The 23532-nt window shown below is 56.3% G+C and carries 23 protein-coding genes and 1 tRNA gene; 10 read left to right on the plus strand and 14 right to left on the minus strand.

Going from position 1 to position 23532, the window contains the following annotated elements:
- Window positions 1–68 precede the first annotated feature (68 nt).
- Window positions 69–1049 (minus strand): TRAP transporter substrate-binding protein, encoded by a 981-nt coding sequence (locus tag DL239_RS11140; RefSeq protein WP_167684173.1) that lies wholly within the window; start codon window positions 1047–1049, stop codon window positions 69–71.
- 40 nt (window positions 1050–1089) lie between these two features.
- A complete protein-coding gene (locus DL239_RS11145) occupies window positions 1090–2331 on the minus strand; it encodes an NAD(P)/FAD-dependent oxidoreductase (protein ID WP_167684174.1) in 1242 nt (413 codons plus the stop codon).
- A gap of 148 nt (window positions 2332–2479) precedes the next feature.
- Here DL239_RS11145 and DL239_RS11150 point away from each other — a divergent pair, with 148 nt between their 5' ends.
- From DL239_RS11150 to DL239_RS11160, 3 genes are all read left to right on the plus strand, one after another.
- Entirely contained in the window at window positions 2480–3379 is a 900-nt protein-coding gene (locus DL239_RS11150; protein ID WP_167684175.1) for a LysR family transcriptional regulator, read from the plus strand.
- 360 nt (window positions 3380–3739) lie between these two features.
- Window positions 3740–4003 carry a TFIIB-type zinc ribbon-containing protein gene (locus DL239_RS11155; protein WP_167684176.1) on the plus strand — a complete coding sequence of 88 codons (264 nt, stop codon included), beginning with the start codon at window positions 3740–3742 and terminating at the stop codon, window positions 4001–4003.
- Between the two features lie 588 nt (window positions 4004–4591).
- Entirely contained in the window at window positions 4592–5317 is a 726-nt protein-coding gene (locus DL239_RS11160) for a CatB-related O-acetyltransferase (protein WP_167684177.1), read from the plus strand.
- A gap of 37 nt (window positions 5318–5354) precedes the next feature.
- On the opposite strand, the gene DL239_RS11165 is transcribed toward DL239_RS11160, so the two are convergent.
- On the minus strand, window positions 5355–7046 hold the full coding sequence (locus DL239_RS11165; protein ID WP_167684178.1) for a thiamine pyrophosphate-binding protein: 1692 nt from the start codon (window positions 7044–7046) through the stop codon (window positions 5355–5357).
- 129 nt (window positions 7047–7175) lie between these two features.
- Here DL239_RS11165 and DL239_RS11170 point away from each other — a divergent pair, with 129 nt between their 5' ends.
- Entirely contained in the window at window positions 7176–7868 is a 693-nt protein-coding gene (locus tag DL239_RS11170) for a GntR family transcriptional regulator (protein WP_167684179.1), read from the plus strand.
- A 22-nt stretch (window positions 7869–7890) separates the two neighbouring features.
- On the plus strand, window positions 7891–8628 hold the full coding sequence (locus DL239_RS11175) for an aspartate/glutamate racemase family protein (protein ID WP_167684201.1): 738 nt from the start codon (window positions 7891–7893) through the stop codon (window positions 8626–8628).
- Window positions 8629–8632: 4 nt separating this feature from the next.
- Here the strand turns inward: DL239_RS11175 and DL239_RS11180 are convergent, their stop codons facing one another.
- The 3 genes from DL239_RS11180 to DL239_RS11190 are packed head-to-tail and all read right to left on the minus strand — an operon-like array spanning window position 8633 to window position 11687.
- Entirely contained in the window at window positions 8633–9670 is a 1038-nt protein-coding gene (locus DL239_RS11180; protein WP_167684180.1) for an ABC transporter substrate-binding protein, read from the minus strand.
- On the minus strand, window positions 9640–11025 hold the full coding sequence (locus tag DL239_RS11185; RefSeq protein ID WP_167684181.1) for a sensor histidine kinase: 1386 nt from the start codon (window positions 11023–11025) through the stop codon (window positions 9640–9642). The genes DL239_RS11180 and DL239_RS11185 overlap by 31 nt, the downstream gene beginning before the upstream one ends.
- The gene (locus tag DL239_RS11190) at window positions 11022–11687 is read right to left on the minus strand and encodes a response regulator transcription factor (protein WP_167684182.1); all 666 of its coding nucleotides are present in this window, start codon (window positions 11685–11687) and stop codon (window positions 11022–11024) included. The genes DL239_RS11185 and DL239_RS11190 overlap by 4 nt, the downstream gene beginning before the upstream one ends.
- Window positions 11688–11810: 123 nt before the next feature.
- On the opposite strand from DL239_RS11190, the gene DL239_RS11195 reads away from it, so the two are divergent.
- The 4 genes from DL239_RS11195 (at window position 11811) to DL239_RS11210 (ending at window position 16005) form a co-directional block, all read left to right on the plus strand.
- Window positions 11811–12791, plus strand: a complete 981-nt coding sequence (locus DL239_RS11195; RefSeq protein WP_167684183.1) for a Bug family tripartite tricarboxylate transporter substrate binding protein — start codon at window positions 11811–11813, stop codon at window positions 12789–12791.
- Between the two features lie 111 nt (window positions 12792–12902).
- Window positions 12903–13397, plus strand: a complete 495-nt coding sequence (locus DL239_RS11200; protein WP_167684184.1) for a tripartite tricarboxylate transporter TctB family protein — start codon at window positions 12903–12905, stop codon at window positions 13395–13397.
- Between the two features lies 1 nt (window position 13398).
- Window positions 13399–14916 (plus strand): tripartite tricarboxylate transporter permease, encoded by a 1518-nt coding sequence (locus DL239_RS11205; protein WP_167684185.1) that lies wholly within the window; start codon window positions 13399–13401, stop codon window positions 14914–14916.
- 57 nt (window positions 14917–14973) lie between these two features.
- Window positions 14974–16005 (plus strand): AbrB family transcriptional regulator, encoded by a 1032-nt coding sequence (locus tag DL239_RS11210; RefSeq protein WP_167684186.1) that lies wholly within the window; start codon window positions 14974–14976, stop codon window positions 16003–16005.
- A gap of 16 nt (window positions 16006–16021) precedes the next feature.
- On the opposite strand, the gene DL239_RS11215 is transcribed toward DL239_RS11210, so the two are convergent.
- The 7 genes from DL239_RS11215 to DL239_RS11245 all read right to left on the minus strand — a co-directional run bounded on the left by DL239_RS11215 (window position 16022) and on the right by DL239_RS11245 (window position 22502).
- Window positions 16022–16954, minus strand: coding sequence for an AEC family transporter (locus DL239_RS11215; RefSeq protein WP_167684187.1), 933 nt, complete (start codon window positions 16952–16954; stop codon window positions 16022–16024).
- Window positions 16955–17026: 72 nt separating this feature from the next.
- Window positions 17027–17824 carry an MBL fold metallo-hydrolase gene (locus DL239_RS11220; RefSeq protein WP_167684188.1) on the minus strand — a complete coding sequence of 266 codons (798 nt, stop codon included), beginning with the start codon at window positions 17822–17824 and terminating at the stop codon, window positions 17027–17029.
- Window positions 17824–18639 (minus strand): TatD family hydrolase, encoded by an 816-nt coding sequence (locus tag DL239_RS11225; protein WP_167684189.1) that lies wholly within the window; start codon window positions 18637–18639, stop codon window positions 17824–17826. Before DL239_RS11225 ends, DL239_RS11220 begins: the two co-directional genes overlap by 1 nt.
- A 43-nt stretch (window positions 18640–18682) precedes the next feature.
- Window positions 18683–19810 carry a DNA polymerase III subunit delta' gene (locus tag DL239_RS11230; protein WP_167684190.1) on the minus strand — a complete coding sequence of 376 codons (1128 nt, stop codon included), beginning with the start codon at window positions 19808–19810 and terminating at the stop codon, window positions 18683–18685.
- On the minus strand, window positions 19807–20442 hold the full coding sequence (gene tmk, locus DL239_RS11235; protein WP_167684191.1) for a dTMP kinase: 636 nt from the start codon (window positions 20440–20442) through the stop codon (window positions 19807–19809). Before tmk ends, DL239_RS11230 begins: the two co-directional genes overlap by 4 nt.
- Window positions 20439–21620, minus strand: a complete 1182-nt coding sequence (locus DL239_RS11240) for a D-alanyl-D-alanine carboxypeptidase family protein (RefSeq protein WP_167684192.1) — start codon at window positions 21618–21620, stop codon at window positions 20439–20441. Before DL239_RS11240 ends, tmk begins: the two co-directional genes overlap by 4 nt.
- 18 nt (window positions 21621–21638) lie before the next feature.
- Entirely contained in the window at window positions 21639–22502 is an 864-nt protein-coding gene (locus tag DL239_RS11245) for an SPOR domain-containing protein (RefSeq protein WP_240931841.1), read from the minus strand.
- Window positions 22503–22732: 230 nt separating this feature from the next.
- On the opposite strand from DL239_RS11245, the gene DL239_RS11250 reads away from it, so the two are divergent.
- A tRNA-Ser gene (locus tag DL239_RS11250) sits at window positions 22733–22822 on the plus strand.
- Between the two features lie 80 nt (window positions 22823–22902).
- Here DL239_RS11250 and DL239_RS11255 read toward each other — a convergent pair.
- The gene (locus DL239_RS11255; RefSeq protein WP_167684202.1) at window positions 22903–23457 is read right to left on the minus strand and encodes a tyrosine-type recombinase/integrase; all 555 of its coding nucleotides are present in this window, start codon (window positions 23455–23457) and stop codon (window positions 22903–22905) included.
- Between the last annotated feature and the right edge of the window lie 75 nt (window positions 23458–23532).

Below are 23532 nucleotides of genomic sequence, written 5' to 3' on the forward strand. Positions count from 1 at the left end.
TATCCCCCGGTCAGATATGACACGACCCCACACTGGAATGCGCAGGGTCGTGAGATTATTGTGTGAATTTAGTTGGCGTTATAGGCGTCAAGGATGGCCTGACCGTCAGCGCCAGTGTCTTTCAGCCAGTCAGCCTGCATTGCGGCACCAATGGCCTGAAGCTCTTTCAGGAACTCAGGACCGGCGTCAGCAACCTGCATGCCGTTGGCTTCCAGCTGCTCAAAGTACCAACCTGCCAGTTCCTCGGACTTGGCGGCACAGGCTGCGCCTGTTTCGTTGGCTGCTTTTTGCAGACCAGCCTGGGTGTCTGCATCAAGACCATCCCACACACCCTTGTTGACCATCACATAGTTGCGCGGCAGCCATGCGTTGACCTTGTAGTAGTGCGACAGGTGTTCCCAGACTTTACGGTCATAACCGGTGGAACCGGACGAAATGAACGCCTCGGCAACGCCAGTGGCCAGAGCTTGGCTCAGCTCAGCTGCTTCGACCTGAACTGGAACCATGCCGAGATGTTCAGCAAAAGTGGCAGTCGCGGTGTTGTACGAGCGGAACTTGACGCCCTGAGTGTCCTCAGAGGAGCTGACTTCTTTGTTGAAATAGAAGCCCTGACCCGGCCATGGGCAGGTGTACAGCGCAACCAGGTTCAGGTCGGACAGTTGTGCATTCACCTTGTCCTTGGCGATGCCCCACAGTTTGTCATTGTCAGCATATGTTGTTGCAACAAATGGCAGGTTGTCCCAGCCCAGCAGCGGTACTTCGTTGGCGTGCGCCGCCATGAAACGTTCGCCGATTGGAACCTGACCGGTTTGGATTGCGCGTTTGATTTCGCCGCCTTTGAACAGCGATCCGCCGGGGTGCACTGTGATGTCGATGTTGCCGCCGGTGTATTCACGCACCTTGTCAGCGAAAACCACGCCCATTTCTGAATGGAAGTTGGTTGCCGAGTAAGCCATTGGCATATCCCAGCTTTCGGCCATTGCAGCGGAGGCGCTGAGGGCTACGGCAGACACCGTTACGGCGGCCTTTAGTGTTTGTGTCTTAATCATTGTTCTCTCCCTTATTGGTTCTTTGTTGTTGTCTTGACCCTTAGCCAAATCGTTGTGGCGCATAGGGTGTCATATCTATGTTGCTGCGCTTTTCGCTTATTAAGTCTGCGATCATGCGCCCGGTCTTGGGCCCTCCTGTTAGCCCGATGTGGTGGTGACCAAAGGCGGCATAGACGCCGCTGCTGCCCACCTCGCCAATCAATGGCAGGCTGTCGGACGGTGCAGGTCTGAACCCTAGCCATTCTTCTTCACTGTCGGCGGTCAGCTGTGGAAACATCTCTTTGACCTTCTTGCGCAACAGTTTTAGCGGCGCTTTAGAAGGCGTATCCTCTAGTCCGCCGAACTCTACTATACCTGCACACCTTAGCCCCTGATCCATTGGTGTAGCAACGAATTTTCCGGCTGCCATCATCATTGGGCTGTTGGGGGTCTGCGACGGGTTCTTGAACACGATGTGATAACCGCGCTCAGCCTCTAGCGGGACGTTGATGCCCAGTTTCTGCATCAGCGGCTTGGACCAGACGCCGGTTGCTAGGACCGCCTGATCACAAGTGAATCGGCCCTGATCTGTATCGACTGCGCTGATCTTGCCACCGCTCAGGTCAAAATCCTTGACCTCGGCCTGCACAAACTTGCCGCCCATTTCAGTCAGCAACTTAACGAGATCCTGCACATAGTGGGCAGGGTTATGAATGAAACCATGGCTTTTGTTCACTGCCAGCAGCTTGAGCGATTTGGCCAGGATGGGCTCTTTTTCGTGAACGGCGGGGCCCTCGATCAACTCGGGTACAAAGCCCGCCTCACGTCGCAGTCCCCAGACATAGGCATCGGCATCAAAGGCGGCGCGATCTGTGTATGCGAAATTGTATTCACTGGGTTGAACCCATTTTGCTGCATCTGTGCCAACGGTTAGTGCCTGATGTTGATCCAGACTATCGCCAACGATATGGGTAAGTCCCTTGGCAATGCGCCGGGTGTCGCCGTCATTGGCGTTGGACAGGTATCTCATCAGCCAAGGTAGCAGCTTTGGCGTGTAACCCCAACGCATGAAAAGAGGAAAGTCGGGATTTAGCAAATACCCCGGCCCCTTGGGGATCAACCCCGGCGTGGTCACCGGCACCATGCCACAACTGGCCAGAATACAGCCGTTGCCATAAGACGCGCCCATTCCGGGTTCGCCTTTGTCGATCAGGGTTACCTGATGTCCGGCACGGGTAAGCCAGATTGCGGTGGCAGCCCCAACAATGCCTGCACCGACAATGACAGTATGCGAAGAGGTCATATGCGGTCTCCGGCAAGAGGGGGGCGGGTTGAGTTCGGTAAATGCGACACGTTTGTTTCCAATGGTTTTCTGAACCATGCCCGCGACTGGGTATCATTTCAAATACGAATTTCTGGCTATGGTATCATTTCTTGTGATATGGGGTGCTATGCATCTTAGATTTCGACAACTCCAAGCCTTTCACGCCATCATTGAAACCGGCACCGTCACCAGTGCAGCATCGCTGCTGGGGATTTCTCAGCCCGCGATTTCGAACCTGTTGAACCAGTTGGAACAACAAACCGGATTCAAACTGTTTGAGCGTATTAAAGGGCGACTGATCGCTACCCCAGAGGCGCGTTTGCTGTTTCAGGAAATCGACACTGTGGTGCGCGGGTTTGACCACGTCACCCAAGCGGTGATTGATCTGCAGAACAAACAGGCCGGGCAGTTGCAGGTTGCCTCGCAACACTCAGTGTCGTTTGGGTTTATGCCAAAACTGATCTCGCGGTTTGCCAGGGATCGACCGGATATGACGATCTCGTTTCAGTCACAGTATTCCGCCAAGATCCAAGACTGGGTGATGTCGGGGCTTTTTGAGATTGGCGTTTGTGAAATGCCGATCCAGTATGACGCGCTAGAGGTGCACCCAGTAACGGTGGAAACACGGATCGCGCTGCCCGAAGGTAGCCCGCTGGCCGAACACGAAGTGCTGACGCCAGAGCTGCTAAACGGGGTGCCGTTTATCGTGATGGGGCCAGACCATATGACCCACCGTCGGACTCGCGAAGTGTTTCAGGATGCCGGGATACCATTGAAGACAAGGGTGCATTCACATCTGTTCAAGAACCTGCTGAGCTTTGTCAAAGAGGGCATGGGGGTATCGATCCTTGATCCATTTGGGTTGGATTTCGATTTCGAGGGTGGCTTTGTCAGTCGTCCGTTCCGGCCTGCAATTATGATGGAAATGGCAGTGGTTACATCTAAAACCCGGCCCTTGTCTGCAATCGGTCAGGCGTTTCTGGAGCTGCTGTTGGATGAGCTGGAACCCTATCAGGCACAGCTTTGACCCGGTGCAAGGTCAACTTTGCCGGATGCGGTAGTGTATATAGAGCTGTATCAGCACCTTTCGCGATGATCAGAGACCAACCAGCATAAGAAGACGGCGCCGCCCATGCGGAAGCGAACGGGATTTCCACCCGCGTGACGAAAGCTCACATCAGCGCTCCTTTCTTTACAGGAGCCCAGTCCAAGGGTGCCAGAGTGCCAATCTGGCGGGTGCCGCGACTGGTGAGAGAATGGCACAGCGGCGTTAATACGCCGAAAGCAGGGCGCGCGCTGGGGTGGCAACACATCTTTGGCTTTGGTGACATTGAAACGGAATTCGGGCTCCCTATGTCTGGGCTGTAAATTCCTAGGAGAGCTGCTCATGAAATGTCCAATCGACGGAAACACCCTTGTGATTGCGGAACGCTCAGGCGTTGAGATCGACTATTGTCCGCAGTGCCGGGGCGTCTGGCTGGACCGCGGTGAATTGGACAAGATCGTCGAGCGCGCAGCCTCTGCTCCGGCAGCAGCCCCCAGACAACAGCAGTACAAGAATAGCGGTCATGAGGATCGTAGCTACAAGGATCGCGGGTACAAAAAGAAGAAAACAGTCGGTGGGTTCTTAGAGGATCTTTTTGACTTTTAGCAGTCTGGAATGGAGCAGAATAAGATGGTTCAGCGTATGCGGTTGATTTCTTTCGAACAATGGAGCGGTTCTATTCTGTTCCCGGTTCAACGAGGCGCGTTAACCTTTATTAAGCTCAGGGAAAATTTCCCTAAAAATATCGATATGTATCGTTCAAATAAAAAAGAGCGAGGCATCTAGGCATGAGATTTCTGAGAAAAGTTGCGTGTTTTTTTGGTTTCCACCAATTTGAGTTTCAATCCAACCACTGGCCTGTTGGAATTAGTGTCTGCCGCAGCTGTGGGAGGTCGATCTAAGGGATGACCATAGCTATTCAGGTGGGGCGTGGTTTTGGAGCTCAAAAATGGTTGGTGTTTGCTCTTGCCCAACTGTGCGCCTGACACAGGACTTTCGATAGAAAGTGGTCAACCGCATCACTCATAAAGCGTTCGCACCCTCGGTGGCTGCTCTCCATACTCCCACTCCTTAAGCCGTTGCAGATTCCGCATGTAGATTAAAAAAAGCGGATGGAATTTCAGAAGATATTTTAGGTTTTGAATGGTATTGGTCTCTATTCGGTTGATTCTGATCGTCTAAATGGAGAGCCGTGTGAAGTTTTTTGTTTTTGATGATCCCGACATCCTTTCTGGAACTGGCATCCGCTTTTATCCCAAGATCAAAGCAGGGCAGAAGGTAAAGAACCGGAAAACTAAGTTTGAAAGGTTGTCACAGCATTCCCCTCAGGGGTTCATGCCTTTGGGGGCCTATAGTTACACACAAAGTGTTTTTCATGTGGACCGGATTGGGCGCTATTGCTCAATTGCGACAAATGTCTCGGTGATGGGCAACACGCACCCGCATACTTGGGTCACAACAAGCCCAATTACGTATAAAGAGAGACGGCGCAAGTTTTGGGGTGTGCAGGGGGAAAATAGGGGGCTGACCTTTAACGAAACTGTTCCCCCGGTAACCATCGGGCATGATGTCTGGATCGGCCAAAATGTGCTGCTGAAGAGTGGCATAAGCATTGGCGATGGTGCTGTTGTGGCCGCAGGAGCTGTTGTCACAAAAGATGTAGAGCCTTATGCGATCATTGGTGGTAACCCGGCCGCAGTAATAAGGCGCCGTTTCAGCGATGAAATCGTGAGTGATCTCGTTGAGTTGCAATGGTGGCGGTATAAGTACGACTGCCTGCAACATCTCGATTTTTCTGAGCCACAAATGTTCATTGATGAATTTCCAGAGGCTGAGCATCTGGAGGAGCTTGCGGAGGAAAGGCTTAATATCGATGGGCATCTCAACCAAAAACTGATCTCTGATCAGCTCGTAAGTTGAATTGCTCAGATCACTATAAGCCTTTCTCCGCCTGCCTTTACCCCATCCAGCGGCGGACTGGGGCGTTTGTTTCTTCTAGGGCCTGACAGACCACGTCGATCAAGGTGGGGCCGTCGTGGTCAACCGCCTCGCGCATGACCCGTTCAAGGTCGTCGGGGTTTTCAACCCGCCAGCTTTTCACGCCATAGGCTGCGGCCACTGCTGCGTGGTCGATTTGGTCGAAGTCGACGTTGTAATAGCGCGCGCCTTTGTCGGCGTATTGGCTGGCCTTGATCCAGCCAAAGTTGGAGTTGGAAAACACCACCATGGTGATTGGTGCGCGGCAGCGGCAGATGGTTTCCAGCTCGCCCACCGTGAAACCAAAAGAGCCGTCACCCATAAGCGCCACGACCTTGCTGCTGGGGCGGCCGAACCAGGCGCCAAGGGCGGCTGACATGGAATAGCCAAGTGCACCGTGGGCGCGGTTGGTGATAAAGTGGCGGCCTGCTTGCGGCAGTTGGTAATAGGCCGAGAAATAGGGGCAGCTGGTGCCGGGGTCTGAAACCACTGTGGCATCGGCGGGTAGGACCTTCATCAGGCTATCAATGACTCGTTCAGGCCGAATTGGGGCGTCATTACTATTGGCAAAGGTGCGGAAGACATCGAATTTGCGGGCTTTGATATCGGCGATTGCTGCTGCACCGCCAAAGGTTTGCGCGCCCTGATCACGCGCATCCAGAACTGTATTCACGGCTTGCAACGACAGTTTCAAATCCCCAACTACGCCGACTTCGGTGCGGTAATTGGCACCTATCACCATGGGGTCGTTGTCAAAGTGCACTATGCGGGTGTTGGCTGTTGGGGCCTCCCACCGGGATGTGGTGGTTGATCCGGCACGGCAACCCATGAAAATGACAAGATCGGCGGCCTCCATCATCTCCCATGTTTGGTCGGTGCCGCCGTTGGATCCGACTACGCCCAGGCATTGCGGGTGTACTTCGGCCAGTGACCCCTGACCGGAGATCGAGGTGGCAACCGGGATGTCGAGGCGGGTGGCAAGTCGCGAGAGTTCCTCCATCGCGCCGGCAATCACCACGCCGCCGCCACAGACGATCAGCGGATTTTTGGCCGATAGTATGGCGTCCACAGCGGCTTCGGCTGCGCCGGGTTCTGGGGATTGAGGGTAGGCGGGGTAGCTTTGGTGTTTGGGGTCGGCCCAGATGTCCGAGGCGTCGACCTGATCATACTGGATGTCATAGGGTAGGCCGAGATGGGCAGCACCCGACCGGCCTGTGGTCATCGCTCGAAACGCGGTGCGCATCATGCGAGGGATGTGCTGGGCCTGTTTGATCACCGTGTTCCACTTGGTCAGGGGCTGCATTAGGGTATCCTGATCCACTTCGGTCAGGGGATATTTGCCGTATGACCCGACCGAGATATCGGTCGTGATGCCCAGCACCGCATAAGAGCTTTCGGTGGCCTCTATCAGGCCGGGCAGAATGTAAGTAGCCCCGCCGCCGGATGGGCCCTCGGCAACGCCGACCCGTCCGGTCACACGAGAATAGCCATCCGCCATGTAGGTGGCGCTGCGCTCATCTCGGGTCATGACATGGGTGATGCCGTGATCCAGTCGCAGCATTGCGTCGTAGAATGGCAGGGTGGTGTCACCGGCAAGGCCAAACATGTGACGCACGCCGTGTGCTTGTAGCATCTGCACCATGGCTTCGGCGCCGTTTAGTTTCGATGTCATTTCGGTATCCCCCGTGGATGATTCTTTGTTGGCAATCTTGCGTTCAGAATTGTATACAGTTTAGAATGCAAACTTGAACCCATGTCAATTCTCTTATAAATTGTTCAAGTCCAAGCTGGGGAGGGATGTATGGCTAAGCAGGAAAGCAATGTCAGCCGGGTTTACGAAGAACTGCGTCAAATGGCTGCAGACTTTGCCTTTATGCCAGATCAACGCATCAACGAGAGTGAGCTTTCCAAGCGGTTAGGGGCCAGTCGAACGCCGCTGCGTGAGGCATTGAATCAGCTGGTGGCCGAAGGTTTTTTAACGTTTCAAAACAACCGAGGGTTCTTTTGTCGGTCGCTGACACCCAAATATATTCAGGACCTGTACGAGGCGCGCGTTGCCGTTGAGACCGAGGCCCTGCGGTTGTCGGTTCGTCGGGCTGAGGATAGCGAGATAGCCGAGTTGGGGGCTTATCTGGAGCAGACCGAGGCCGAATATGAGACCGCCGATGATCCTGAAGCGCGGTTGGGAATGGACGAGACGTTTCATATGCGGTTGGTGCGACTGTCTGGAAACAGCGAACTGGAGCGGGCGCTGCGCAGTCTGAATGACCGCATCCGTTACATCCGGTTGATTGATCTGAAGCGTATGCATGACAAGGCGGCGACCCGCGTGCCGGGTGAATTGTCTGCCCATAGTCGCATTTTAATGGCGCTGGCCGGGCGGGATGCCGAGGCGGCAGAGGCGGCAATGCGGGGCCATATCGAAAAGCGCAGGGAAGCTGCGACCGAGGCGGTGCGGATCGCGTTCTCGCAGCTTTATGTGCCACATGACTAATTACGAACAAGAGAGGCCTGCGATGCAACACGGCGGTAAAACAGTATTTGGAGCTGCGGTCGGGATCTTGATGCTAGAGACACAGTTCCCGCGGATCGTTGGCGATATGGGCAACGCCCTTAGCTGGGATTTTCCCGTTCAGTACCGGGTGGTGACAGGGGCGACGCCGGACAAGGTGGTGCGCAATGATCCGACAGAACTGGCAGAGCTGTTTATTGATGCGGGTCGTGATCTGGTAAGATCAGGGTGTGATGGTATCACCACCAATTGCGGATTTTTGGCGCTGATTCAGGATGAGGTAAAGCAGGCGCTGGGGGTGCCAGTGGCGACCTCGTCGCTGATGCAGGTGCCGATGGTTCAGGCGCTGTTGCCTGCCGGTAAACGGGTCGGGGTGATCACGATTTCGGCCACGTCCCTGTCAGGGAAACATCTGGCCGCCGCTGGCGCGCCGCTGGATACGCCGGTGATTGGCACCGAGGGTGGCAGGGCCATGACCGAGGATATTTTGGGTGACAAGTTGGACATTGATTTCCAAGCTTGCCGGTTGGACATGATCGATGCGGGCCGGGCCATGGTAGAGCGTCACCCAGAGGTAGGCGCGATTGTGTTGGAGTGCACAAACATGGTGCCCTATGCCCGTGATATTCGCCGAGTGACCGGGCTGCCGGTGTTTTCGATCCACTCATTTGTCAGTTGGTTTCAGGCCGGGCTTTTGCCACGCGGGTTCCCGCTAGAGCTGGATGACCCGCGTTGGGGATGATGGTTTAGTCCTGTTGGACTGTGCTGCGCCACTCGGCCAGGAACCGTTTGCGTTTGAGATGGTCCAGGAACACCAGCAAACCTGGCCCCAATTGAATGGGGCGAAACGGGACATTCTGAGCCGTGCCTGTGGTGGGGTAGCGATGGAATGGGTATTCGACAACTATCGGGCTATTCCAGGCGGCATCTAACAGGTGGTCGATGAAGTCACCGGCCAGAGCTGGTTCTTGCGCGGTGTTCAGGATCACCGCTGTGCGGAGCATCATGTTTGTGTAGTCGTCGGGTTCGATGATTGTGATACGATTGGCCAAATCCTCGCGAGCGCGGGCATAGCTGCCCAGCACATTGTAGGCCACGGCAATTTCGCCACGTGCCACGGCCTCGATCATGTCGCTGGAGCAACAATAAAGCTTGGCCCTTAGACTGCCCATGAGCTCCATCAGGCGCCAATAGGATTCAGAGGTGCGCGCATCCTGAGTGGCAAACAGGTAGCCCAGGCCGCTGGCACCTACGTCGTATGTGCCCAAACGACCCCGGAAGCGGTCAGGATATCTGCGTAGCAAGGTGATCAGCTTTTGCCGGGAACGGGGGATTTCCAGGTCGGAAAATGCTGATGGAGACACCACAATAGAGGCCGATTCCTGCGAGAAGGCAAAAACGTGGTTGCGCCAGTTGCCCCAGGCGGGGATCAGGTCTACCGCCTGCGAGCGATGGGCCTGCGTGAACCCGTCGTTGGCCAGCTTGATCTGCAGGTCCATCGCCGAGGACAGAGCAAGGTCGTAGGGCTGCTTTTCGCGCATGATAGCGGTCATCAGTTCGGCACTGCTGGCGCTAGTGTATTCAATCGCCACACCTGGGTTGTTCGCCAGGAATGTCTCGATCATGGGGGTTAGCAGGGCGGTGTCGGTGGTCGACAGAATCCTTAAGGTGCGGGCCTCACCATTGCCGAAACGGTGGTGTTCTTCGACCTCAAATGCCCGTGCAGGCATCGCGAGTGTCAGAAAGGCTGCAATCAAACCAATGGAAAGCAAAGAGATACGCATGCGCCGGTCCCGGATTTACTGGTTTCAATTTGAAGAGTTCCGCCGTGGGCCTCGACGACTTCGCGGGCGATGGTCAGGCCCAGGCCAGATCCCACAGTGCCGGCAGCGTTTTCGCCACGGGTAAAGCGGTGAGTCAGCGCGTCAGTGTCCATGTCAGCAAAGCCACCGGCCTCGTCTTCGACATGGATAAGGACGGTGCTGAGTGTTTCCTGGGTGCTGACACGAATGGTCGTGTCGTTGGGGGAATACTTGATCGCGTTGTCCAGGATGTTGCGGACTGCGTTCTGCACAAGGATGGCGTCGCCGGTGATGGGGGGGCAGTTGTATCCGGTAAAGCTAAGGTCAATATCTTTTAACTCGGCGATAGGTTGAAGGCGGTCCACCAGTTCCTTGGCCGTTTCCGTGAGAAAAATGTCCTTACGCTCTAGGCTGTCGATGCGAAAGGTGACCATGGCATGGTCCAACAGCTGTCCTGCCGCGCGCGAGCTTTCGTCAATGGCGCGGATCATTTCGCGGATCGAGGCGCGGTTTTCGGGTTTTTCAACACGACGCAGGGTGATTTCTGCCTGAGTTCGCACAGTGGCCAGCGGCGTGCGCACACGATGGGCGGCCTCGGCAATAAAATCTTCGGATCGGGTGAGCGAGGTCCGAAGGCGGGCGATGAACTGATTTAGCGACAACACCAGCGGAATCATTTCACTGGGGACGGGACGTTTTACCGGGCGCAGATCCTTGGGGCCGCGTCGCGATACGGCTGCGGTCAACTGGTTAAGTGGGCGGATACTGGATTGCGCGGTCCAGATTGCCAAAACTGTCGCAACTAAAAAGAAGCCCAGGCCCAGCTGCAGTGCTGACCGGGACAGTTTCGCCAGTTGTGTTGCCTGACCTTCGCGCGTTTGGGCGACAGTGGTTAGAATGTCAGCAGGCGCTCCATTCAACGACAGGCGTCGCGACAGGGTCACCATGCGGATGCCGTCATTTTTATAGGTTAGAGTGTCGAATGCCGACTGACCAGAGCTTGTATTTTGGTCCGTGTGGGGCAGGTCTTCATATCCGGTCAGGATGTTGCCGCGCATAGAAACGCGGTAGAACACCCGGTCGTCACTGACATTTCCCAGCATCGACAGGGCTGCATAGGGGATATCAACGGTGACCTCGTCGGCCTGCACCGAGACAGAGTCCATGATTGAGGTCGCAGAGGCCAGCAGAATACTGTCGTGGGTTTGCTGCGCTGTGTCGCGGGCGAAAGCCAGCACCACAAAGAACAGCAAAGTCGCCAGAATCGCTGCGCTGCCAACCAGTTGCAGTGTCAGGCGACGTCGCAGCGAACCACTGGTCGGCAGTGGGTCACTCATACCAGTGACATCCGGTAGCCCAAGCCGCGCACGGTAGTGATCTCGACACCTGAGTCCGTCAGGTGCTTGCGCAGGCGGCCGACATAAACCTCGATGGCGTTCTCTGAGACGTCTTCATCATAGGAAAAAAGCCGGTCCACCAGTTTGGGCTTGGAATATATTCGGTCAGGGCTGTTCAAAAAGATCTCTAGCAGCCGAAGTTCTTTGTTTCGGAGGGTGATCTTGTTCCCAGATACAGAGAGCGTGCCCGCGAGGGGGTCGAATACAAGATTCCCGAATCGTCTTTGATTGGAACTGTCGCCCCCATGACGTCGAAGAACCGCGCGGCAGCGGGCCTCTAGTTCGGAGAAATCAAATGGTTTGGTGATGTAATCGTCGGCACCTAGATCCAGCATTCCGACCCTGTCGGAGACCTCGGATCGGGCGGTCAGAACAATCACTGGGGTCTCAATCAACCGGCTGCGGTGCGTCCTAAGGAAGGTCCGGCCGTCCCCATCTGGAAGCATAATGTCCAGTAATATCAAGTCATAGTCTGTGGTAGCCGAGAAATCCTCGGCAGCCGCTATATCTGTGGCATGGTCAACGACATGGCCGTCCATCCGCAGTCTGTCCAAGACTGCAGTGGCCAGGCTTACATTGTCTTCAACCAGTAAGAATCGCATCTGGTTCGTTATCCTTTTCGTCGTCGAGACAGGTTTGTGTGATCGTGACAGGTTTGTGTCAGCTTGTCGTGGTCCTCTCTGTGTTGAGCGGCTAAGCCGCGATTTGTCAAATGGGAGGACAAAATGATTAAACTGAAACTTACACGCCGGGCCGTAATGGCTGCTGCTGCCGCAACGCTGGCTCTTGGTAGCCCTGCTGTTGCTGAGAAAACTCTCGACAGCCTGCACTTCCTGATCCCAGGCGGCGCAGGTGGCGGCTGGGACGGCACAGCACGCGGAACTGGTGAAGCTCTGACCAACGCTGGTATCGTTGGCACAGCAAGCTACGAAAACATGTCCGGTGGCGGCGGTGGTAAAGCGATCGGCTTTATGATCGAGAACGCTGACAGCCAGCACGGCACACTGATGGTTAACTCGACACCAATCATCATCCGCTCGCTGACTGGTGTATTCCCACATAACTTCCGCGACCTGACTATGGTTGCTGGTACTATTGGTGACTACGCAGCATTTGTTGTTGGCAAAGACAGCGCTATCAACTCGATGGACGACCTGATTGCAGCATACAAAGCTAGCCCACGTAAAACCGCCATCGGTGGTGGCTCGGTTCCAGGCGGCATGGACCACCTGGTTGCAGCAATGGTGATGAAAGCAGCTGGCGAAGACCCAACTGCTGTTAAGTACATCCCATACGATGCTGGTGGCATGGCGATGGCAGCTCTGCTGTCCGGTGAAATTGCTGCTCTGTCGACAGGTTTCTCGGAAGCTGTTGATCTGGCAAACGCTGGTGAAGTTAAAATTATCGGTGTAACTTCGGGTGACCGCGTTTCGGCCTATGCTGACGCGAAAACCATGAAAGAGCAGGGCATCGACGCTGAGTTCGTAAACTGGCGTGGTTTCTTTGCGGCACCAGGTCTGTCGGAAGACAAATTGACTGCATACCAGACTGCTCTGGCAAAAATGTATGACACCCCTGAGTGGGAAGCTGTTCGTGAGCGTAACGGCTGGGTCAACATCCACAACAGCGGCGACGACTTCGTGAAGTTCCTGGAGAACCAGGAACAGGTCATCGGTGACCTGATGTCCGAATTGGGCTTCCGCTAAATCTTAGCTTGATCCGGGGCAAGTTCGTCTTGCCCCGGATTTTTTTTTTACGACACTCTAATCCAACGTCTTATATCAGTTGGGTAGGGTAAACTACGTTTGGAGGATCCGATGGCGCTTGATCGCTGGATCGCACTGGTCATTCTGATGATCTGCATGGCCTATGGATACGCGGCCTTTTTCACTATCGACGCCGGTCTTCCGCCGTTTATGCAACGCAACGCTATTTGGCCGAGTACTTTTCCAAAAGTGCTGACAGTTCTGGCCATTATCAGCTCAGTGATAATTGTGCTGGGAAAAAGCAAAGGCAGTGAAGAGCTGAAAGATGGCGACATCGACTACACTCGGCTGACCGATTACAAGTTGGGCCAAGCCTTATCACTGCTGGCAATGATGGCAATCTACGCTCTGATGCTTCGCCCCGTTGGCTTCGTTATCTCAACCGTGGCATTCCTGTCTATCAGTGCCGTTATCTTGGGTGAGCGCAAATATGTGTATCTGCTGCCAATCACCGTGCTGGCCACCGGCATCGTCTGGTATTTGGTACAAGTCGTTCTGGGGATCTACTTGCGCCCCTTGCCGTACTTCCTAGGAACCGGAGGCTGATATGCTCGAAGGAATTATGATCGGGCTTTCAACGGCCTTTACACTTACAAACCTAATGATGGTCATCGGTGGCTGTCTGATTGGTACCTTCATCGGAATGCTGCCCGGACTGGGCCCGATGAGCATCATTTCAATCATGATCCCCGTTGCGATCACCATCGGTGATCCATCTGCGGCGCTGATCTTGCTGGCTGGTGTCTACTATGGTGCGATTTTTGGCGGTTCGACCTCTTCGATCCTGATTAACGCTCCGGGGGTAGCCTCAACCGTTGCCACCTCGTTTGACGGTTATCCGTTGGCGCGTGCTGGTAAGGCCGGTAAAGCGCTGACTGTTGCGGCGATCTCGTCATTCTGTGGCGGTTCCATCGGTGCCATCCTGCTGATGATCTTTGCACCGGCGCTGGCCACTGTGGCGCTGCTGTTCCACTCGTCTGAATATTTTGCGCTTATGGTTGTTGGCCTGTCCGCTATCGCAGCCTTTGCCGGAACCGGCCAAGTTGCCAAGGCGATGCTGATGACTGTTCTGGGTCTGATCATGGCCACAGTGGGCGAGGGCGCGCTGTTCAACTTGCCACGCTTTACCATGGGTATCATGGATCTGCAGTCCGGCTTTGGCTTTATTACTCTGGCGATGGCGATGTTCGCGCTGCCCGAGGCGCTGTATCTGGTGTTGGATCCTAGCCGTTCCAACACTGAAGGTGGCGGCGGTGAGATCAAAGACCTGCGGATTACCAAAGAAGAAGCGAAAGAAATCGCTCCGGTGATTGGTCGCCAATCTGTGCAGGGCTTCTTGATTGGGGTTCTTCCGGGCGCTGGCGCAACTATCGCCTCGTTCCTCGGTTATGCGGTTGAGCGCAATATTGCCTCAAAGGAAGACCAAGAGAAGTTCGGTAAGGGCTCTGTCAAAGGTCTGGCTGCACCAGAAGCGGCGAACAACGCTGCCTGTACTGGTTCGTTTGTGCCGCTGCTGACACTGGGTATCCCAGGGTCTGGTACCACTGCGATCCTGTTGGGTGCTTTGATTGCACTGAACGTTAACCCCGGCCCACGTTTGATGATCGATCAGCCAGAGATCTTCTGGGCGGTTATCATCTCGATGTATATCGGTAACCTAGTGCTGCTGGTTTTGAACCTGCCGCTGATCCCTTACATCGCCAAAGTTCTGGCTGTTCCTCGCAACTACCTGATCCCGTTTATCCTGTTCTTTACAATGATGGGTGCCTACATCGGGCAGAACAATGCGACAGAGCTGCTGCTTCTGGTTGGCCTTGGGATCTGTGCGACGGTTCTACGCTTTGCCGACTATCCGCTGGCCCCGCTGTTGATCGGCTTTATCCTAGGCTCGATGCTTGAAGATAACTTTGCCCGTTCGATGCAGCTGTATGATGGTATCGGCTTTATCATGGAACGTCCGATGACTTTGGGTCTGCTTGGAATTGCGGTCATCCTGATCATCCTGCCTAGCTACCGAGCCCGACGCGCGCGAATGCGGGCAAGGGGTATCGCAGACGGCGATTAAGAATAATGTCAGGGGGGCTTAGGCCCCCCTGATTACTTTTGCGGGCAGGCTTTCCTAATGACGATCAATCTACAACTGAAACCGCGGTTCGTGACGGCGGGTATTGCCGCGTTGGGCGTGCTGTTCTTTTGGTGGTTTCACCTGCCATTGCCGTTCCTGCTGGGGCCGATGTTCATGTGTCTGGTGTTTGCACTGGGCGGTGCTCAGATGCTGGGAATGGGCCAGTTGGGAATGGCGTTTCGAACCATTCTTGGGGTGGCCGCAGGGGCATCAATCACACCGGACGTGATGACGGCGCTGCCGGAAATGGCACTGTCGCTGATGCTAGTGCCGGTTTTTGTGGGCTGTGTGGCGCTGGCCTCGTTCCCGATGATGCGGCGGGTGTTCAAGTTCGACAAGGTGACCAGTTACTACTGCGCCATGCCCGGTGGGTTGCAGGATCTGATGGTGTTTGGCGAGGCCGCTGGGGCCAATCTGCGGGCGTTGTCACTGGTGCATGCAACGCGAGTTCTGCTGATCGTGAGTGTAACGCCCTTTGTGCTGGGAATGCTGTGGCAGGTGGATTTGACGTCGCTGCCGGGTAACACGGCCAGTGAAACCCCTTGGCAGCAGGTCGCGTGGATGATCTTTGCTGGTTTGGCTGGCTGGGCGATCGCCAAGCGGCTGAACATTCTGGGTGGGTCGATCATCGGGCCGATGGTGCTGACCGCGGGGTTGAGCCTGTCTGGTGTTATTACCCAGCGCCCGCCTGCAGAGATGATCTGGGCTTGTCAGTTTTTCATCGGCATGGCGGTTGGATCAAAATATGTTGGTGTCACTTGGCGCGAGCTGCGTCGGGTGGTTTTGGCTGGGGTTGCCAACGGCATTTTGCTGGCCACGATGAGTGCGGTGTTTATTCTGTTGGTCAGTGGCTTGGCGATTGCGCCGGCCCTAAATGCCTTTCTGGCCTTTTTGCCGGGCGGGCAGGGTGAAATGGTGGTCTTGGCCATCATTGCCGGTGCTGATCTGACCTATGTGGTGCTACACCATATCCTGCGCATTGCTCTGGTGGTGATGCTGGCGCCAACCTTGATAACGCGGCTGCGATAGGGGCTGACTGTCTTGGCTATCCCAGCACGGACAGCCAGAACCAAACGGTAAACAGACACAGGCCGGTGGCGATCAGCACAGATGAGGCTGCCACGCGTTTGGCGCGACCATAGAGGTTAGCAAAGATATAGGCGTTGAACCCCGGTGCCATCGCGGCGTTCAACACCCCAGACCGGAACAGATCCTGCGGAACAGCCAGTGTTGTGCCGAATATCCAGACCAAGGACGGGTGGACCAACAATGTGATCATGCAGACAAAGGCAATGGCGCGCATGTCGCCTTCGGGGCGGTACTTCACCAGCACACCGCCAAGGGCAAACAGGGCTGCGGGCAGGGCGGCGCGGATCAACAGCAGTAGCGCCTCGTCAATGGCGGTTGGGATGTGCACCCCAGTCAGGTTGACGATGAAGCCCAGCCCAATGGCAAGGATCAGCACATTCTTGAACATCGCCGAGAACACCGAAGTCATGGTTTTCAATCCACCAGAACCCCGGTTGCGCACGATCTCCATCGTTGTGATGCCCAGCCCGTAGCAAAACGGTGCGTGGAAGGCGATGATGGCGAAGTTGCCGGTCAGGTTATCTGCACCGTAGGCGCGCTCGGTTATGGGCAGACCCAGCAGGACAGAGTTGGAGAACAGGCAGCAGAAGCCAATGACGATGCAGTCTTCCCAGTCGCGTTTGAACACCAGTCGAGCACCGGTGATGCCGATGGCAAAGCAGATCGCCGCGCCGGCGTAAAAGCTGGTCAGCAGTCCTAGATCAAAGCTGGCAGCAAGGTCGAGGTTGGCAATGGCGCGAAACAGCAGACAGGGGATGGCAAAGTTCTGCGTGAACCGCATCAGTCCTTCGACGTAGTCCTGTTTGAAAAATCCTGCCTTGGTGGCGGTGTAACCCGCACCAATCACCAGAAAAACCGGCAGGATGACGTCAATCAGGTTCTGGAACATCTACCACCTGAGATCTTGGCAGAGGGCAGGAGCCTCCGGCGGGAGTATTTGGGGCAAAAAGAAACCACCGGGCTAGAGCGGATAGCGGATCACCATGCCGTCATAGGCAGCGGTGATGTGCTCGGGCGTTTCGGCGCAGACCGTTTCGTAGTCCAGGTCGATGTGCATGTTGGTCAGCACCGCGCGGCGGGGCTTTAGCCTGTCGATCCATTCCAGGGTCCGGTCATAGTGGAAATGGGTCGGGTGCGGCTTACGACGTAGGGCGTCGACGATCCAGCAGTCGAGATCCTGCAGTTCTTCTAGGGCGTCGTCGTAGATCTCGGCGACGTCGGGCAGGTAGGCCAGATCACCGATACGGAAGCCAAGTGCGTCGATGGCGCCATGGTTGACCTTGAAAGGTCGCAGAGTGATTTCGCCGCCGGGGCCGTCAACTGTTAACGCTCCGTCGATGCTGCGCAGGTCAAGGATGGGGGGGTAGGATGAGCCCTCGGGCTGTACAAAGGCATATCCAAAGCGCGAGAGTAGACCGTTTTGGGTGTCGCCGTTGGCGTAGACTGGTACCCGTTGCTTCATGTTGAAGACGATCATGCGCAGGTCGTCGATGCCGTGCACGTGGTCGGCGTGGTCGTGGGTGTAGACCACGGCGTCCAGTCGCCCGGTGTTGCTGTCCAGCAATTGGCTGCGCATATCGGGTGAGGTGTCGATCAGCACTGTGGTGGTGCCGTCAGGTCCGTCACGTTCCACCAGCATCGAACAACGACGGCGGCGGTTGCGTGGGTTTGTCGGGTCACAGGCGCCCCAGTGACCGCCAAGGCGGGGGACGCCGCCGGATGACCCACAGCCGAGGATGGTGAAACGCAGTTCTCCCATCAGGCAGGCACCGCGTAGGCGGCTGCTTTGGAGAACAAGCGGTTAAAGTTTTCCTGTGTCTGGGCCGCGAAATCCGCATAGTCCATGCCATAGACCTCGGCCCCGACCCGGGCGGTGTGGGCGGTATAGGCGGGTTCGTTGCGTTTGCCGCGATGGGGGGGCGGCGCCAGATATGGCGCGTCAGTTTCGACCAACACGCGGTCCACCGGCGCGGCGGCAAAGATGTCGCGGATTTCCTGGCTTTTGGGAAAGGCGGCAATGCCGGACATCGACAGGTAGAACCCAAGGTCCAGCGTGGCGCGGGCCAGTTCTGGCGAGGAAGAGAAGCAATGCATGACGCAGGAGAATGCGCCGTTGTTCATTTCCTCGGTCAGGATGCGGGTCATGTCGTCATCGGCGGCGCGCGAGTGGATGATCAGTGGCAATCCGGTGTCGCGGGCGGCGGCGATGTGGATGCGTAGGCTGTCTTTTTGCACTTGGGCGGACTCGGCCGTGTAGTGATAGTCTAGACCGGTTTCACCGATGCCGACGAATTTTGGGTGCTTGGCCAGCGCCAGCAGCTCGTCCAGAGAAGCCATCGGCTCGCTTGCGGCGCTCATCGGGTGAGTGCCTGCTGCGTAAAACACTGGCGCGTGGGCCTCGGCGATGGCGCGCACGGTGGGTTCGTTTTTCAGCTTGGTGCAGATGGTGACCATGCGGGTGACGCCAGCGGTGGCGGCATTGGCGATGACCTCGTCCAGTTTGCCCTCGAAGTCAGGGAAATCGAGGTGGCAGTGGCTGTCGGTGATTTCTGGAACTGTAGTGGTCTGGGTCATGCCTGTCTCTGTCGCGGTAGCGTCCTGGCAGGTCAACGCCGGCCTAGAGGGACGCGGTTTTCTGCATCTTGAAAACGGTATCTAGGACAAGTGCTGCGGGGTCAAGGTTCACCACCTGACCATGGCGCACCCGAGCGGTGACCTCGGCTGCCAGGTCTGCCCAGGCGCGGGCGGCTTGCGGGGTGGGTGACAGGCGGGTCAGCGTCGTTGCCTCGTCCACAGCAGCCTGAGGCACTGGCGGAGTGCCGGTTGCACCTGTACGCGCCAGTCGGGCCAGTGCCACGTCTATCAGGGTAAGCAGCAGTTCGAATTTCTCGGCAGCGCCACGTTGGGCGGCGGCTTCGGCTAGGGCCATGGCGCGGGGGCGGTCAAGTTGCGGCATTGAGGCGAGGATTTGGACCAATTCGGTGTATATTTGCAATCCGCCGAGGTTCAGTAACCGCAGGGCGGATCCGACAGATCCGGCCGCCAGTGCGGCAAGGTGGTCGGGGTCTTCGGGCAGTTCTGCCCCGGATTGGGTCAGCGCATTTTGCATGTCGTCTGGTGAGAGAGGGGACAGACGCAGGGTACGGCAACGGGACCGGATGGTGGGCAGCAGCCGCGAGGGTTGATGTGAGATCAGCAGCAGAGTGGTGCGGGCAGGAGGCTCTTCGAGCATTTTCAGCAGAGCGTTGGCGGCACTGGTGTTCATGTTGTCGGCGGCATCGACAATCACCACGCGACGGCCACCATCGGTGGCTGACAGGCCAAAGAAACGATTGAGGGACCGGATATCATCGACGACGATCTGATCCCGCAACTTGCCTTTGTCGTTATAACTGGGCGTGATGGCGGCAAGGCCGGGTTCGGCCAAGGCCTGAATGCGGTGTGACACCGGGTGTTCGGGGCTGACGTCCAGTGTTTCCACAGGTGGCGGAGCGCCAAACAGGCCATCCTCGACCGGGGGGGTTGCCAGCAGAAAGCGGGCGATGCGCCAAGCGAGGGTGGCTTTGCCGATGCCTTGTGGACCGGTCAGCAGCCAGCCGTGGTGCAATCGGTCGGAGTTGAAGGCAGTCAGAAAGGCCTCTTCAGCTTGCGCCTGGCCGAACATTTGCTCGGTTTCGCGCGGATGCGGTGCGCCGGGGGCCTGATCAGCGCGCGGCAGGTCTTCGTCTGCGGGTTTGCCCTTCATGTCAGGGCGGCCTGCACGGAGGTCAAGACATCGGCGGCGACGGTTTCAACCGGGCGATTTCCGTCGATGACACGGAACCGTGGTGCAAATTCCTGGGCCAGATCCAGAAACCCGGTGCGCATTTTCTGTTGCAGCTCTAGCCCGAAATCTTCGAACCGTTCTTCGGCGGTCTGCCGACCCTTGGCGCGCGATAGGCCAACCTCGGGATCCATATCGACGAGAATAGTCAGATCAGGTTCACGACCAATCATCAGCTGATGCAACTTGTCTACGGCTGGGCGCAGGTTGCCACGCGACAGGCCCTGATACATCCGGGTGCTGTCGGCAAAGCGATCGCAGACGACAATCTTGCCAGCTTCTAGCGCAGGCTCGATTGTGCGTTCCAAATGGTCGCGGCGGGCGGCGGTGAACAGCAGCAGTTCGGTTTCGGCAGACCAGCGATCAGGGTCGCCTTCGAGGACCAAGGAACGGATCTCTTCGGCGCCCTTGGAACCGCCCGGTTCACGGGTGAGTACAACTTCGCGGCCTTGCGCCTGAAGTGCTTCGGCCAATAGGCGGCATTGGGTGGATTTACCCGAGCCGTCGATACCTTCGAATGTCAGAAATAGGCCTTTGGCCGGTCGTGTCGTCACATTGCCCCCTCGGGACCATTGATGAAACGTGCAGCCAGAATGGAAGCGGCGGTTTGTACCCGCACTATAAAGCCACCGCTGGGCACGTCATTTGCTGCCACAAGGGGCAAGCGGATTTCGGGAAGGTCCTCGGGCTGAACCACCAGCTCGGCCAGGTTTTGGCCTTTTGCTATGGGTGCCTCGATCGGGCCGGTATAGACCACTTCGGCATTGATTTGCTTGCCTGACAGGGCAGGCAGCAACACCACCATATCCTCGGCAGGGACAAGACCTACGGTGTTTTGCGCGCCGCGCCAGACTTCGGCCTGAGCCACCGGAACAGAGGCTTTCGCGATCGTTTTTTGGGTAAATTGGCGAAACGACCAGGTAACGAGGGCTTCTGCCTCCTCTGCTCGGGCCGCATTGCTATCCAAACCAGAGACAACAAAAATGACCCGTCGGTCGCCCTGCACGGCAGAGCCAACCAATCCATATCCCGCCTCTGAGGTGTGCCCGGTTTTTAACCCGTCGGCACCAATGCCCAGTTTCAGCAGGGGATTACGGTTGCGAGTGTTTGACGGCGCGCGGCCGTCGAACTGGAACTCAGTTTCCGAAAACAGCGAGTAGTATTCGGGAAAGTCCTCGATCAGGTGTTCGGCTAGAATGGCCAAATCCTGAATCGACATGCGGTGACCAGCAGCGGGCCAACCGTTGGCATTGGCAAAGGTTGAATTCGTCATGCCCAATTGCTGTGCGCGTTTGGTCATGTAACGGGCAAACCCGGCTTCGGTTCCATCTGGGCTAAGCGCTTCGGCCAAGACAACACAGGCGTCATTGCCAGACAATACGATAACACCGCGGATCAGGTCTTCGACGCGGACCCGGTCGGTGGTATCCAGAAACATGGTCGAGCCGCCATAGCTCATCGCGTGCTCACTGACGGGCAACTTTTCATCCAGTGTCAGACGCCCATCGCGGATTGCCTCAAACGCCACATAGAGCGTCATCAGTTTGGACATAGATGCCGGTGGCAGCGGTTGTTCGCCGTTTTTGGCCAACAAAACCGTGTCTGTCAGCTGGTCCACCACATAAGCCGCCCGCGCCTTGGTTTCAAAGGCGGTGGCCGACAGGGTGGACAGGTTAAGTGCAAGCCCCCCCACCGCAATCAATCTGGCAGAGGACTTCAAGATATCGATCATAGCTGTATCCCCTGATGCTTAGTTGGTGACTGCGTAGGCATCCGAGAAGCCAGCAGCCTTGACCTTTTTCAACAAGGCTGAGCGTTCAGATTTGCTTTGGGCAGGGCCAACAACAACGCGCCAGAATGGTTTCCCGTTCGAGGATTGGGCCAGCACTGATGGGATCATGCCTGCATTGCTCATCTGCCCAGCGGTTCTATTGGCGTTGGCCTCGACGCTGAAAATACCAATCTGGATATAAGGCTTCTCGAGCGAGGATGCTTTGGGTGCCGGTTTTGGCGCTGGTGCGGTAGGGGCCGCAGGCGTGGAGGCATCAATTGCGGCAGCGGCTCCGGCGATTGGATCAAGCGCGGTTTGCGAGATTTCCCTGTCGCCTTCAGCGGCAGGGGCAAGAGTGGCGGTTTCAACTGGGGCGGCGTCTTCTACAACTGGGGTCTCATCAACGGTTTCACGGCGCAGGGCGGTGACGTTCAATTCTACCGGAGCACCTGCCACCATTCCCAGCGCTGCGGCGGCATCTGATGACGCCTGTAGGCGTGGACCGGGAATTTCACGTTCGCGGCGGAACAGGGCGCCGATCACGAATTTTCCATTGGCATTGTTGCGGATGATCACACGTTCGGGGTCTTTTGCATCTGGATGAGCCACCCAAACGCCACCAAGCGAGGGGCGTCCGTCCCATAGACCGGCGGTGGTGACCTGAAACACTTCGGGTGCTTCGACGTCGCGTTCGACGAGTCTTGTGCTGCTGCTAGCGACCGGTCCGTCTGTGTTGGCGCCGTCTTTCGTTGCCAAAAAACTAAGAGTGGCCCCTTCCTCGCAAGCGGTTAACAACAATAGAGAAACTGCCGCAACTGCCAAGCCTGCAGTGCGAGTTCTCATTCCCATGGAGTCGCGCATGTTTTATTCCTTGCCTGTCTATCGGACGTCATTGCGTCGCCTGTCGGTTGTCCCGGTTTGCCTAGTGTTGGCGATAGCATAGCGTGTGCAGGTAATCATGGAAAGTCTGTCACTTAGCACTAGGCAATAATTCCCCAATAGAGGGTATATTGAGATGGTCGCAGATTTCCTCTTGCCAGCGTCGCGCGCAGGGCCTAAACCCCGTTTCGACCGGGGAGGTGGCAGAGTGGTCGAATGCGGCGGTCTTGAAAACCGTTGAACGTGAGAGCGTTCCCAGGGTTCGAATCCCTGTCTCCCCGCCACTAAATCAATGACTTAGCTGGAACTTGAAGCCGCTCTAAATGTGGTGTGAAATTTGGGTTTCCCAAAAAGTTTCCCACGTTCATGATCCGTTTTTGTTCTGTTCGCGAAGGTTTTGGGCCTGTTTTGCAAGGCGCTTCTGGCTTGCCCCTTTGGAGTACTTCTGAATCATTGATAGGCTCTTGTGGCCTGTAATCGCTGCGATCTGCTGATCCGTGCAGCCTGCCTCGGCCAACTCACTTGCTGCGCTGTATCGCAACCCGTGCAAAGTGAACTCTGTGAGCCCGGAGCTCTTTCTGACTGCCATGACCTTCTTTTGTATCTGGTCATAGTTCAGCTTTCGGCCAAATTCGTCGTTCAAAATGTGACTAAGGCTAGTGCGTTTTGTGGTTCCTAGCACTGCTTTCAATGCTCTGGTAAAGGGTATCCAAAGGCGAGCTTTGGTTTTTCCCTGTGTCACCCAGATCCCATCGTTTTCGATGTCAGCCCATTCCATCCTTGTAAGGTCGGATGCTCTTTGTCCTGTACCCAGAGCAAGCTCAAATATCAGCAGCGCTGTGCCTTGGGCCTCTTTGCGGTACGCCGCAATTGCCCAGGCTGGCCAGGGCTTGTGGCCGTGTCCGTCGTCATATAAAATGGAACATCAGAGGGGCTTGACCATTGGAGGCTCTGGTTCGTTTGTGTGATTGATTATGCAGCCTGTTTTTGATGT

Source organism: Parasedimentitalea denitrificans, assembly GCF_011813015.1.
Lineage (GTDB): Bacteria > Pseudomonadota > Alphaproteobacteria > Rhodobacterales > Rhodobacteraceae > Parasedimentitalea > Parasedimentitalea denitrificans.